At 57.5% G+C, this 12,912-nt stretch carries 14 protein-coding genes; 5 read left to right on the forward strand and 9 right to left on the reverse strand.

Annotation, left to right across the window (positions count from 1 at the left end; genetic code table 11):
- Positions 1–7: 7 nt before the first annotated feature.
- Positions 8–652 (reverse strand): cAMP-activated global transcriptional regulator CRP, encoded by a 645-nt coding sequence (crp, locus tag CKW19_RS27390; protein WP_095061563.1) that lies wholly within the window; start codon positions 650–652, stop codon positions 8–10.
- A gap of 230 nt (positions 653–882) precedes the next feature.
- Here crp and CKW19_RS27395 point away from each other — a divergent pair, with 230 nt between their 5' ends.
- Together CKW19_RS27395 and speD are read left to right on the forward strand one after the other, a co-directional pair.
- Positions 883–1,305, forward strand: coding sequence for an OsmC family protein (locus tag CKW19_RS27395; protein ID WP_007941657.1), 423 nt, complete (start codon positions 883–885; stop codon positions 1,303–1,305).
- A gap of 239 nt (positions 1,306–1,544) precedes the next feature.
- Positions 1,545–2,336: an adenosylmethionine decarboxylase gene (speD, locus tag CKW19_RS27400; protein WP_095061565.1), complete on the forward strand. Its 792-nt coding sequence runs from the start codon at positions 1,545–1,547 to the stop codon at positions 2,334–2,336.
- 109 nt (positions 2,337–2,445) lie between these two features.
- Here speD and coq7 read toward each other — a convergent pair whose 3' ends face one another.
- From coq7 to hemJ, 6 genes are all read right to left on the reverse strand, one after another.
- Complete coding sequence (gene coq7 / locus CKW19_RS27405; protein WP_095061586.1) at positions 2,446–3,093, reverse strand: 2-polyprenyl-3-methyl-6-methoxy-1,4-benzoquinone monooxygenase; 648 nt, start codon at positions 3,091–3,093, stop codon at positions 2,446–2,448.
- A gap of 146 nt (positions 3,094–3,239) precedes the next feature.
- Positions 3,240–3,578, reverse strand: coding sequence for a histidine triad nucleotide-binding protein (locus CKW19_RS27410; protein WP_095061567.1), 339 nt, complete (start codon positions 3,576–3,578; stop codon positions 3,240–3,242).
- Positions 3,579–3,658: 80 nt separating this feature from the next.
- Positions 3,659–4,447, reverse strand: a complete 789-nt coding sequence (locus CKW19_RS27415; protein WP_095061569.1) for an SDR family oxidoreductase — start codon at positions 4,445–4,447, stop codon at positions 3,659–3,661.
- 61 nt (positions 4,448–4,508) lie between these two features.
- Entirely contained in the window at positions 4,509–5,462 is a 954-nt protein-coding gene (locus tag CKW19_RS27420; protein ID WP_095061571.1) for a DUF805 domain-containing protein, read from the reverse strand.
- Positions 5,463–5,555: 93 nt separating this feature from the next.
- Entirely contained in the window at positions 5,556–6,524 is a 969-nt protein-coding gene (locus tag CKW19_RS27425; RefSeq protein WP_095061573.1) for a nitronate monooxygenase family protein, read from the reverse strand.
- A 33-nt stretch (positions 6,525–6,557) separates the two neighbouring features.
- Complete coding sequence (hemJ, locus tag CKW19_RS27430) at positions 6,558–6,989, reverse strand: protoporphyrinogen oxidase HemJ (RefSeq protein ID WP_095061575.1); 432 nt, start codon at positions 6,987–6,989, stop codon at positions 6,558–6,560.
- A gap of 134 nt (positions 6,990–7,123) precedes the next feature.
- Between hemJ and argC the strand changes: the two genes are divergently transcribed.
- Both argC and erpA read left to right on the forward strand, forming a co-directional pair.
- Complete coding sequence (gene argC, locus CKW19_RS27435; protein ID WP_095061577.1) at positions 7,124–8,158, forward strand: N-acetyl-gamma-glutamyl-phosphate reductase; 1,035 nt, start codon at positions 7,124–7,126, stop codon at positions 8,156–8,158.
- 167 nt (positions 8,159–8,325) lie between these two features.
- Entirely contained in the window at positions 8,326–8,676 is a 351-nt protein-coding gene (gene erpA, locus CKW19_RS27440) for an iron-sulfur cluster insertion protein ErpA (RefSeq protein WP_027617200.1), read from the forward strand.
- A 67-nt stretch (positions 8,677–8,743) separates the two neighbouring features.
- On the opposite strand, the gene CKW19_RS27445 is transcribed toward erpA, so the two are convergent.
- Together CKW19_RS27445 and CKW19_RS27450 are read right to left on the reverse strand one after the other, a co-directional pair.
- The gene (locus CKW19_RS27445; protein WP_095061579.1) at positions 8,744–9,835 is read right to left on the reverse strand and encodes an anhydro-N-acetylmuramic acid kinase; all 1,092 of its coding nucleotides are present in this window, start codon (positions 9,833–9,835) and stop codon (positions 8,744–8,746) included.
- A gap of 3 nt (positions 9,836–9,838) precedes the next feature.
- Complete coding sequence (locus tag CKW19_RS27450; protein WP_095061581.1) at positions 9,839–11,272, reverse strand: peptidoglycan DD-metalloendopeptidase family protein; 1,434 nt, start codon at positions 11,270–11,272, stop codon at positions 9,839–9,841.
- Between the two features lie 212 nt (positions 11,273–11,484).
- On the opposite strand from CKW19_RS27450, the gene tyrS reads away from it, so the two are divergent.
- Positions 11,485–12,684, forward strand: coding sequence for a tyrosine--tRNA ligase (gene tyrS, locus CKW19_RS27455; RefSeq protein WP_095061583.1), 1,200 nt, complete (start codon positions 11,485–11,487; stop codon positions 12,682–12,684).
- Positions 12,685–12,912: the final 228 nt, after the last annotated feature.

A 12,912-nucleotide genomic window follows, 5' to 3' on the forward strand; every position in this document is an offset into this window, starting at 1 on the left:
TTCGAGCTTATCGCGTGCCGAAGACCACCATGGTCTTGCCTTTGACGTCCACCAGGTTGCGTTCTTCCAGATCCTTGAGCACGCGACCGACCATCTCTCGCGAGCAACCGACAATCCGCCCGATTTCCTGACGGGTTACCTTGATCTGCATCCCGTCGGGGTGAGTCATGGCGTCCGGCTGCTTGCACAGCTCCAGCAAGCAACGCGCAACGCGACCGGTGACGTCGAAGAACGCCAGGTCACCGACCTTGCGTGTGGTGTTGCGCAGGCGTTGTGCGATTTGTCCGCTCAGCACGTAAAGAATGTCTGGATCCAGCTGCGACAATTCACGGAACTTCGCATAGCTGATTTCCGCGACTTCGCATTCGACCTTTGCCCGCACCCAGGCGCTTCGCTCCTGCTCCAGGCCTGCCTGTTCGAACAGGCCCAGTTCGCCAAAGAAGTCCCCGGCATTCAGGTACGCGATGATCATCTCCCGACCATCGTCATCTTCGATCAGGATGGTGACCGATCCTTTGATGATGAAGAACAGCGTCTCCGATCGGTCACCGGCGCAAATGATGTTGCTCTTGGCCTGATAGCGACGGCGTTGGCAATGCATCAACAGCTTGTCGAGGTTTTTGATCCTGGGGGTGGGGGCAAGAGCAACCATGGTTGTATCCCGAAAAAACTGCACGGTGTATTTGGTTTTTTTATGAGCGGAAAAAACAGCGACAAGGCTGACGCTGCGTCAGCGAATTGGCGCCAGCTTATCAGACACTTCCTACAATATTCGAGAAATTACCTATGGGGCTAATGGTTATGTCCTAGGAACGCAACCGCTGCCAATCAAGGGCCCTGTGCTAAGCTGGCGACCCTTTTTTAAACAGTGGAGTCTTGGCGATGAAGGCACGCATCCAATGGGCTGGCGAAGCCATGTTCCTCGGCGAATCCGGTAGCGGTCATGTCGTGGTCATGGACGGTCCGCCCGATGCCGGCGGTCGTAACCTGGGTGTCCGGCCGATGGAAATGCTCCTGCTGGGTGTCGGCGGTTGCAGCAATTTCGATGTGGTCAGCATCCTCAAGAAGTCCCGCCAGGCAGTGGAAAGCTGTGAAGCCTTCCTCGAAGCCGAGCGTGCGACCGAAGATCCAAAGGTGTTCACCAAGATCCACATGCATTTCGTGGTCAAGGGCCGCGGCTTGAAAGAAGCCCAGGTCAAACGCGCCATCGAGCTGTCCGCCGAGAAATATTGCTCGGCGTCGATCATGCTCGGTGCGGCAGGCGTGGCGATCACCCACGACTACGAGATCATCGAACTCGGTTGAATCGACATTCAACTATCATAAAAGCAGTGCAGACTCTGGCGATCCCAAGCGGACGTCTGCATAATGCGCCACTTTTTTCAGGGTCGTAGCTGGTCATCCGACTGGTTGCGCATCCGAACAGACAACCAAAATCGCCATCGCGAAGAGGTGTTAACCGTCCTACGCAGGTGCGTTGTTCGCATCTGACGGGCATGCTTGATCACGCGGCCGGGCCGCAAACACACAGAGAGTTTCTAACGGTGAAAAGCAAACTCAAGCTCCACGGGTTCAATAACCTGACAAAGACCTTGAGCTTCAACATCTATGACATCTGCTACGCGGAAACCCCGCAAGACCAACAGGCTTACGTCGAGTACATCAATAAAGAGTACAACGCCAAACGCCTGACGCAGATCCTCACGGAAGTTGTCGATATCATTGGTGCCAACATCCTGAATATTGCCAGTCAGGACTATGAGCCACAGGGCGCCAGCGTCACGATCCTGATCTCCGAAGAGCCGGTAACCCCGACCGAGAGTCAGATCGAAGAGTCCCCGGGCCCGCTGCCGGAAATCATCCTGGCCCACCTCGACAAGAGCCACATCACGGTGCACACCTACCCGGAAATCCATCCGGTCGACGGTATTGCAACCTTCCGTGTGGATATCGACGTGTCGACTTGTGGGGTTATTTCACCGCTTAAAGCGCTCAACTTCCTCATTCACCAGTTCGATTCGGACATCGTGACTGTGGATTACCGTGTGCGCGGTTTCACCCGTGACGTTGAAGGCAAAAAGCACTTCATCGACCACGAGATCAATTCGATCCAGAACTACCTTTCCGAAGACACTCGCGACGCGTACCAGATGACCGACGTGAACGTGTACCAGGAAAACCTGTTCCACACCAAAATGCTGCTGAAGAACTTCGAACTGGATAACTACCTGTTCGGCGACGCCACCAGCAGCCTGTCCTCTGGGCAGCGCACTCAGGTGACCGAGCGGGTGAAGCACGAAATGCTCGAAATCTTCTACGCACGCAACATGTCGTAAGATTCTCGAACACAAAAAAAGGCGACCTCGGTCGCCTTTTTCATGTCCGTCGCAAACCCCTGTAGGAGCGGGCTTGCCTGCGAAGAGGCCCTGTCACGCAACAGAACCCTCAGATCCGATAAGTACTCTTGGTCATCACCTTGGCCATCAGACTCATCCCGAACTTCACCGGCGCCGGAAAACGGAACCCGCCCGCATCCAGCGCGCTTTCGGCATGCTGCTCTTCATCAATGCGCATTTGCTTGAGAATCGCCCGGGACTTTTCGTCCTCGGCCGGCAGTTGTTCCAGATGTTCGTTCAGGTGCTTGCATACCTGGTCTTCAGTCGCTGCGACAAAACCCAGGCTGACCTTGTCACTGATCAAACCGGCAACGGCACCAATCCCGAACGACATGCCGTAGAACAGCGGATTAAGAATGCTGGTGTGGCTGCCCAACTGATGGATGCGTTGTTCGCACCAGACCAGATGGTCGATTTCTTCTTCGGCGGCGTGTTCCATGGCGGCACGCACTTGCGGCAGCTTGGCGGTCAACGCCTGGCCTTGGTACAGCGCCTGGGCACAGACTTCGCCGGTATGGTTGATACGCATCAGGCCGGCAACGTGGCGGGTGTCTTCGTCGCTCATTTTTGCGTCCGGCTGCACGATGGCCGGCGACGGACGGTACGGGTGGCCACTGGAGGGCAACAAAGTACGCATCGCGGCGTCTGCTTGCAGCAGAAGACGGTCAATTGGCGAGTAGTGACGTTGGGTAGTCATGCTGACCTCCGGAGGAATCTCGGCGGCCAGTTTAACCCAATCGGCCGAGGAAGGTTTGCGCTGGGTCAAGATGAAAAGATCGCAGCCTTCGGCAGGTTCGCGATACAAGGAGCTGCCGAAGGCTGCGATTTTTTGCGAGCCTGGACTCAGCCCGGCGGCCAATGCATCTGGCGCTGACCCAGCACATGCATATGAATGTGATAGACAGTTTGTCCGCCTTCTTCATTACAGTTCATCACGACGCGGAAACCTTTTTCGCACCCCAGTTCCAGGGCCAGGCGCTGGGCGGTGAACAGAATGTGCCCGGCCAATGCCTTGTCGGCCTCGGTCAGGTCGTTCAGGGTGCGCACCGGTTTTTTCGGGATCACCAGAAAATGCACCGGCGCCTGCGGGGCGATGTCGTGGAAGGCCAGAACCTGGTCGTCCTCGTAAATGATCTTCGCCGGGATTTCCCGGTTGATGATCTTGGTGAACAGAGTATCCACAGCTGTTTTCTCCGTTGTTTGGGCTGGCCTGAGTGTACTCACGGGTTATGCCAGCGCCCAGCCTTTTACCTTGATGTTGATCAGCGCGGGCAGTAAGCCTTGTTGATCATGCCGGCGATGGTGCGGGTCAGCCAGCGAGAGCCGAGACGGGGGAGGAAGGCGAGCCAGCGATTGCGTCGTCCCGGAATAATGATCGCCCGATTCTTTTCCAGGGCGCGCACGGTGTACAGCGCCACTTCTTCAGGACTCATCAGCAATTTGCTGTCGGTCAATTTCTCCGTGTTCAGCTGCGCCGTGCGGAAAAACGCCGTGCGGGTGGGGCCGGGGCAGAGTACCGAAACCTTTACCGCACATTTTTCCAGCTCGACTCGCAAACCTTCGGAAAAATGCAGCACATAGGCCTTGCTGGCGTAGTAAGTGCTCATCCACGGTCCCGGCTGGAACGCCGCCACCGAGGCGACGTTCAGAATCTGCCCGCCGCCCTGCAACGCCATGCTGTTGCCGATGGCGTGGCAGAGGCGGGTAAGGGCGAGGATGTTCACTTCGATCAAGTCCTGCTCTGTCATCCAGTCCTGGGCCAGGAACGGGCCGCATGTACCGATGCCGGCACAGTTGACGAGCAGGTCGATCTGCCGCTCACCTTCTTCCAGTTCCAGCAGGAACCCGGACAGGCGCAGCGGTTCACCCAGGTCGCAGGCGCGAAACAGCACTTCCACGCCAAAGCGCTGAGTCAGTTCAATCGCAATACTTTCCAGCTGATCACGTTGTCGGGCCACCAGAATCAGGTTTCGGCCGCGCCGTGCCAGGGCTTCTGCCATTGCCAGGCCGATGCCGCTGGATGCGCCAGTGATCAGAGCGTAACGGGACATGCAGTTCTCCATCGCAACAGCTCCACGCCGCGACGCAGGTGTCACGGGCCAGGAGCGCTGTTCATTCTTTCGCAGAGTCTACAGGGGGCGGGGTGTCTTCGGCTGCATCGTCGGAGGAATTTGGCACCGGTTGTGCCTCGACGTCGATTTCTTCGGTGATGACTGCGCTGCTGTCGTAGTTGCTCTGAGCGGCGTTTTCAAATCCTCGCTGAAGGGTCGAGAAGCCACCGGCCAACATACTCACCACCATCAGCGCTACGAACGCCAGCCACAACGAAGCCAGCACCTTGACCGCGGTGCTGTTGGGCGGAGGTGGCGGACCATAACGATTGGGGCCAGTGTTGCCGGGCATTACCGTGGTGACAAGCGGAAAGAAACTGCCTACAAACGGAACGAGATTGATCAGCCACAACCAGCCCGACCAGCCAATGTCGTGCAGTCGTTGGACAGCGAACTGAATGCCGACGAAGACGAACGCGACAAACAGGATCAAAGCGAACAGGCCACCCAAAATCAGGCCTGCGGTTGAGTCGGTACCGATAAAGGCCAGGGCGAGCACTACAAACACCCCGCAAACCGCCATGAGAATCAGGGTCAGGACCATCGTCCAGGCCAGGTAGCGCAAGCGACCGATACGCCCTTCGAAACTGAATGGCTTGAGCGTGGCGAATTCTGCGGTGGTTGTTCCAAGGTCTGCGCGGGGTGGGGCGTAAGGCGACAGAGGATCGACGGAAGTAGCACCGTGATGCTCGTGAACCTCGTCAAGGTTCGGCTCTACAGATGGCTCGGTCTCGATGCGGGCGTCGATCCCGGTTTTGTTCAGCGCTTGCAGATAGGCCTGAGCGTCAACCTGGCTCAGGTCACGTTTGAGTGCAACCGGTCGGCCGGTGAACAGGCGTTCGATCGCCGTCACGTCACTGTTGAACAGCCCGGCAAGATTGAGCTTTGCAGTGGCGATATCAACACCGGGCTGCAACGCACCTTCGAATACGATCTTGAAACGGTTTTCGCCCATGTTCGTAGCATCCTTGTCGCGAGTGATTGAAAAAATAAATCCAGGCCTGGGCGCGCACAAGGCCAGCCGATTCAGGCTGGCCAAGGGTTACTGTCAACGTGGCCAGCGCTTGGGTAGCTGTGCCGCGTGCTCAAGTGCCTTGCGATACTCCGCATCAAGACGCGCGACCAATTGATCAACACTTGGCAGATCATCGATCTCACCGACACCCTGGCCCGCGGACCACACGGTTTTCCAGGCTTTGGCTTCATCGCTGATGGGTTTGAGCTTGGAGCCGAAGTTGATCTCGCCTTTGCCTTGCAGCGCAGACATATCGAAACCGGCGGCTTCCAGACTTTGACGCATAAAACTCGCCGGAACGCCTGACACCGCTGGAGTATGGATGATGTCAGCAGCTCTGGCTGCCAGCAGCATCTCTTTATAGGCGTCAGGCGCATGACTTTCGGTGGTGCCGATAAAGCGCGTACCGAAGTAGGCCAAATCCGCACCGAGCAACTGCGCGGCGAGAATTTCGTGACCGTGGTTCAGGCAGCCAGCCAGCAGCAGGGTCTTGTCGAAGAACTGGCGGATTTCGGCAATCAACGAAAACGGACTCCAGGTCCCGGCATGCCCACCGGCACCGGCGGCCACAGCGATCAATCCGTCCACGCCGGCTTCGGCGGCTTTCTCGGCATGGCGTCGGGTGGTGACGTCGTGGAATACCAGTCCACCGTAGCTGTGGACCGCGTCGACCAGTTCTTTGACGGCGCCGAGGCTGGTGATCACGATCGGCACTTTGTGTTCGACGCAAATCTCCAGATCCGCTTGCAGCCGTGGGTTGCTGTTATGGACGATCAGGTTCACGGCGTAGGGTGCGGGGTTGTCCATGGTCGCCAACCCGGCTTCGATCTCTTCCAGCCAGGCCTTGAACCCGCTGCTTTCGCGTTGGTTCAGGGCCGGAAAACTGCCGACCACGCCGTTGCGACAGCAGGCCAGCACCAATTGCGGGTTGGAGATGAGAAACATCGGCGCTGCCACCACAGGCAAACGCAAACGTTGTTCGAGCAAAGCGGGCAGCGACATTGGAAGTACCCCGAAAATCACGATCAGTAGGATTTAAAACGGCCGAACCACGACCAGAATTACGATTGCCAGCAATATCAGAACCGGAACCTCATTGAACCAGCGATAAAAGACATGGCTGCGGGTGTTTTCGCCACGGGCAAAACGTTTTACCTGGGCGCCGCACATGTGGTGGTAGCCGATCAGCAGCACCACCAGCGTCAACTTCGCATGCATCCAGCCACCCTGGGTGAAATATGCGCTCGGGTTGAGGCTGATCAGCCAGCCACCGAAGATCAGCGTGGCAATCATTGCCGGGCCCATGATGCCCCGGTACAGCTTGCGCTCCATGATGCTGAAGCGTTCTTTGCTGACGCTGTCTTCGCTTTGAGCGTGATAAACGAACAGGCGCGGCAGGTAGAACAGGCCGGCAAACCAGCAAACGATGCTGATGATGTGAAAAGCTTTGAGCCACAGATAGAGCATTTTGGTTATTCCAGGATTCACGGTAGCGGGAATAGTAGAGGCTTGAGCGTCCGCACGTCACCTTGACGGTTGTCGCAGGCGCGCGCGGCCCCTATTATCGACGGCTTTCCAGTGGGTTCGTTGAGGGCAGGTTTATGGTCAAGGTCGGTATCGTCGGCGGCACGGGTTACACCGGTGTCGAACTGCTGCGTCTGTTGGCGCAACATCCGCAAGCTGAAGTGGTTGTCATCACTTCCCGATCCGAGGCTGGCCTGGCCGTGGCCGACATGTACCCGAACCTGCGAGGCCACTACGACGGCCTGGCGTTCAGCGTTCCGGACATCAAGACTCTGGGCGCTTGCGATGTGGTGTTCTTCGCCACGCCGCACGGTGTTGCCCATGCCCTGGCGGGCGAATTGCTGGCGGCCGGGACCAAGGTCATCGACCTGTCGGCCGACTTCCGTCTGCAAGACGCGGATGAATGGGCCAAGTGGTACGGCCAGCCGCACGGCGCACCGGAGCTGCTGGACGAAGCGGTCTACGGCCTGCCGGAAGTCAATCGCGAGCAGATCAAGAAGGCGCGCCTGATTGCGGTGCCGGGTTGCTATCCAACCGCCACGCAGTTGGGCTTGCTGCCTTTGCTCGAGGCAGGTCTGGCCGACGCATCGCACCTGATTGCCGACTGCAAGTCCGGTGTCAGCGGCGCCGGTCGTGGCGCCTCTGTAGGTTCGCTGTACTCCGAGACGTCGGAAAGCATGAAGGCCTATGCCGTCAAAGGTCACCGTCACTTGCCGGAAATTCGCCAGGGCTTGCGTCGTGCAGCAGGCAAGGACGTCGGGCTGACCTTCGTTCCTCACCTGACGCCAATGATCCGTGGCATTCACTCGACGCTGTACGCGACAGTGGTTGATCGCTCAGTCGATCTGCAGGCGCTGTTTGAAAGGCGCTATGCCAACGAACCGTTCGTCGACGTCATGCCGGCCGGCAGCCACCCGGAAACCCGCAGCGTGCGCGGTGCCAACGTGTGCCGAATCGCTGTGCATCGTCCTCAGGATGGCGATCTGGTGGTGGTGTTGTCGGTGATCGACAACCTGGTCAAAGGTGCGTCGGGTCAGGCGGTACAGAACATGAACATCCTGTTTGGGCTGGATGAGCGCCTGGGTCTGTCCCACGCCGGCATGTTGCCGTAAGGCTTATTCCGAGCAGCAAAAAGGCCCGTTGAACGGGCCTTTTTGCATTCTGGGGCGGCGATTGGATTGGTTGATATACCATAACAATAGTTGACCGCTTTTCTAGGAGAAGCGGATAATGCGCGTCATCACGCATTATGGCGGCGTAACGCCGGGAGATAGTCTGCATGAGCGTCGAATCCTTCACCCCCACGGCTTTGCAATTCACCCACGGTGCCGCGCACAAGGTGAAGAGCCTGGTCGATGAAGAGGGGAATGATCGCTTGAAGCTGCGCGTATTCGTTACGGGCGGTGGTTGTTCAGGTTTTCAGTACGGCTTCACCTTCGATGAAGAAGTGGCCGATGACGACACCATTGTCGAGCGCGAAGGTGTGAGTCTGGTTGTCGATCCGATGAGCTACCAGTACCTGGCGGGTGCCGAGGTGGATTACCAGGAAGGTCTGGAAGGTTCGCGTTTCGTTATCAAGAACCCGAATGCGACCACTACATGTGGCTGCGGTTCATCGTTCTCGATCTGATCTGCGCGTCGGTATCATCAAAACGCCGCATGGCCTCACAGCCCTGCGGCGTTTTACTGTCCGGCGTTTATGCGGGGTAGATGGCGCCGAGTACGCGCAATCCACGGGCTCCGGTGACGCTGGGCCGGTTGGCCGCGATGCCTTCGAGGCAGCAGTGGGCGAGCCAGGCGAAGGCCATCGCTTCAACCCAATCTGGATCGACGCCATAAGCGGCGGTGCTGCTGACTTTTGCGTTCGGCAGCAGGCTGGCCAGGCGACTCATCAATGCTGCGTTGCGCGCGCCGCCTCCACAGACCAACAATTCCCGGGTGTTCAACTGAGCACTTTGCAGTGATTCGATGATGGTCAGTGCGGTTAGCTCCAGCAACGTTGCCTGGACATCTTCGGCGGCAAAGGCGGGCAATTGGGACAGGTGCTGCATCAGCCATGGCAGGTTGAACACTTCACGACCGGTACTTTTCGGGCCTTGGGTCACGAAGAACGGATCGCTGAGCAATGCTTTTAACAGGAGCGGTTCCACCTTGCCGCTGGCCGCCCATTGGCCGTCTCGGTCGTAGTTGTCGCCGCGCTGCTGTTGAATCCACGCATCCATCAGCACATTCCCCGGACCGCAGTCGAAACCTGCAACGGGCTTGCCGGGCTCGATCAGGCTGAGGTTGCTGAAACCGCCGACATTGAGGACTGCGCGATTCCCCGGCTGCTCCTCAAAAAGGGCTTCATGAAAGGCAGGGACCAACGGCGCGCCTTGCCCGCCAGCGGCGACATCGCGGCTGCGAAAGTCGCTAACGACGGTGATGCCGGTCAGCTCCGTCAACAGGGCTGGATTGCCGATCTGCACCGTGAAGCCGCGCGCCGGCTCATGGCGAATGGTCTGGCCGTGGCTGCCAATCGCACGAATGCTTTCTGGCTTGATGTGCTGCTGAGTCAGGAGGGCATTCACGCCCTGCGCGGCCAGTTTTACCCAATTCTGTTGAGCGATTGCGGAGCGGGCAATCTCGTCTGGCCCGCTGGCGCACAAGCCCAGCAGCTCGGCGCGCAGTGAATCAGGCATCGGAATGTAATGGGTGGCGATCAGCTTGATCGCCGGCGCTTGCTCGATCAGCGCTATGTCCAGGCCATCAAGGCTGGTCCCGGACATCACACCTATGTAGAGCGCCATGGCTTAGCGCTTGGCCGAAGCTAGCTGCGTGGATTTTTCCTGATCCATGCGCGCCATCAGCGGTTGGCTCTGAGCAAGGAAACGCCCACGTTCACCTTTGGAAATCGGATCGGCCATCGCTACTTTCTGGCCCAACGGATCAACATGCACGCCATTGACCTGGAATTCATAGTGCAAGTGCGGGCCGGTGGAGAGGCCGGTGGTGCCGATATAGCCGATGACCTGACCTTGCTTGACCGTGCCGCCAGTCTTGACGCCCTTGGCGAAGCCCTGCATGTGGCCATACAGCGTGCGGTAGGTGTTGCCGTGCTGGATGATGACGGTGTTGCCGTAACCGCCGCGGCGGCCGGCCAGCAAGACTTTACCGTCACCGGCAGCTTTGATCGGCGTACCGCGCGGGGCTGCGTAGTCGACACCTTTGTGGGCGCGAATCTTGTTCAGGATCGGGTGTTTGCGGCCCATGGAAAACTTGGAACTGATGCGGGCGAAGTCCACCGGCGTGCGGATGAACGCTTTGCGCATGCTGTTGCCGTCAGCGGTGTAGTAACTGCTGTTTCCCTGCTTGTTGGTATAGCGCACGGCGGTATAGGTTTTGCCGCGGTTGGTGAAGCGTGCGGACAGGATCGGGCCATTGCCGACAGCCTTGCCGTTGACCACCTTCTGCTCGTAGATCACGTCGAATTCGTCGCCCTGGCGAATGTCCTGGGCAAAGTCGACGTCATAGCCAAACACACTGGCCATGTCCATGGTCAGGCTGTGAGACAGGCCTGCGCGGGCCGCGGATTGCGATAGGGAGCTGTTGATCACGCCATGAACATAGGCCGAGCGCACGGTAGGCTTGGCGGTAACGCGGTTGAACGTGTAGCCCTTTTCGTTCTTGGTCAGGGTGATGGTTTCGAGGTCACTGACCTTGCTGTGCAAATTGGTCAGCTGACCATCCGGGCCCAGTTCGAATTCGAGTTTCTGCCCGCGCTTGAGCTGAGTGAACTGTTTGGCCTGCTTGCCGCTCGCCAGGACGTCATTCACCGAGGTAGTTGGAAGACCTACTTTTTCGAACAATGTGGAGAGGGTATCGCCTTTGGCAACGATCACTTCCCGGTGGCTTTCCGATTTCTTTTCTTCGACGTTCGCCACTGCTGGCGCTGGCTCTGGAGCTGCTTCGGCGGTTTCCTGAGTCTCTTCTGCGCCATTTTCAATCTGTGCAAAAGGAGAAGCTGCTGACTCATTTGTGGCTTCAACGGCTTCAGCAGCGTCTTGATCTTGTGTCAGTTGTTCAGCAGGGCTTTCCAGTTCAAGACTCAGGGTTGTCTTTTTGGCTTCTACATCACTGGATGGAAATACCAGAAGCGCCAGGCTCAAGAGGGCGGCGATGCCACTTGCTGCGAGCAGATGGGTCTTCGGGTAAAGCGGAGGCGCTTTAGACGATTCTTTGGTCATAAGTAGTGTTTTGACTTTGAAAAGATGAATTGGAAAAGATGAATGACATGATGAAGATGAAATAACTGTATAAAATATAACCAAATCATCTCTGAAGCAAGTCTGCGGACGCTCCGTCTGTGGATTGGCCTCCGTGTGCCGGGCAAACCTTGTATTTGACGCCCGATCTTGTATGGTTGGTCCCCTTTGAATTCGAGCCTTGCGGGTCTGTTATGAAGTCGGTTGAAGAGCAGCTAGCGCTGATCAAACGTGGTGCGGAAGAACTGTTGGTCGAGTCCGAGCTGATCGAAAAGCTCAAACGTGGCCAGCCGCTGCGTATTAAGGCAGGCTTCGACCCGACTGCGCCGGATTTGCACTTGGGTCACACCGTGCTTATCAATAAGCTGCGCCAGTTCCAGGAGCTGGGGCATCAGGTGATCTTCCTTATAGGTGACTTCACCGGCATGATCGGTGATCCGAGCGGCAAGAGTGCTACGCGCCCGCCGCTCACTCGCGAGCAAGTCCTCGAGAATGCCGAGACCTACAAGACTCAGGTCTTCAAGATTCTGGATCCAGCCAAAACCGAGGTGGCATTCAACTCCACCTGGATGGATCAGATGGGGCCGGCCGACTTCATTCGCCTGACTTCCCAGTACACCGTGGCTCGCATGCTCGAGCGCGATGACTTCGATAAGCGCTACACCACCAATCAGCCCATCGCCATTCACGAGTTCCTCTATCCGCTGGTCCAGGGTTATGACTCGGTTGCGTTGCGTGCGGATGTCGAATTGGGTGGTACCGATCAGAAGTTCAACCTGCTGATGGGGCGTGAGCTGCAGCGCAGTTACGGTCAGGAGGCTCAGTGCATTTTGACCATGCCGTTGCTGGAAGGTCTGGATGGCGTGAAGAAGATGTCCAAGTCGTTGGGCAACTACGTCGGCATCCAGGAAGCGCCGGGTGTGATGTACGGCAAGCTGGTCTCCATTCCTGATGCGCTGATGTGGCGTTATTTCGAGCTACTCAGCTTCCGCTCCATGGATGAGATCAATGCGTTCCGCGCTGATGTGGAGGCGGGTGCAAATCCGCGTGACATCAAGATCAAGCTGGCTGAAGAGATCGTTGCGCGTTTCCATGGTGAAGAGGCAGCGGCCAACGCCCATCGTGCTGCCGGTAACCGCATGAAGGATGGCGAGCTGCCGGATGATCTGCCTGAGATTGAATTGACTGCTGCTGAAGATATGCCGATCGCCGCTGTTCTTAATAAGGCAGGCTTGGTGAAGAACTCGGCTGTCGCTCGAGATCTCCTGGGTTCCGGTGGTGTGCGTATAGATGGTGAGGTTGTTGATCGCACCTTTATATATGCATTGGGTGCGACCCACGTTTGCCAGGCTGGCAAGAAGGCATTTGCGCGAATTACGCTCAAATCCGAATAAGCCTGAAATAAGGGGTTGACGGCGAATTTTAGAAGCCTATAATTCGCCCCACTTCCGGCGCAGTCGAAATGGAAAACTCCTTGGTAAACAAAGAGTTACGCAGTTTTCGGCAGCAGGTTGCTTCAGTTCATCGAAGCCAAAAGGAAGTTGAAAAAGAGGTGTTGACAACAGCGGGTAACGCTGTAGAATTCGCCTCCCGCTGATGAGAGATCTGAAGCGCAAGTGGTT

Source organism: Pseudomonas sp. Irchel s3f7 (assembly GCF_900187615.1).
Lineage (GTDB): Bacteria > Pseudomonadota > Gammaproteobacteria > Pseudomonadales > Pseudomonadaceae > Aquipseudomonas.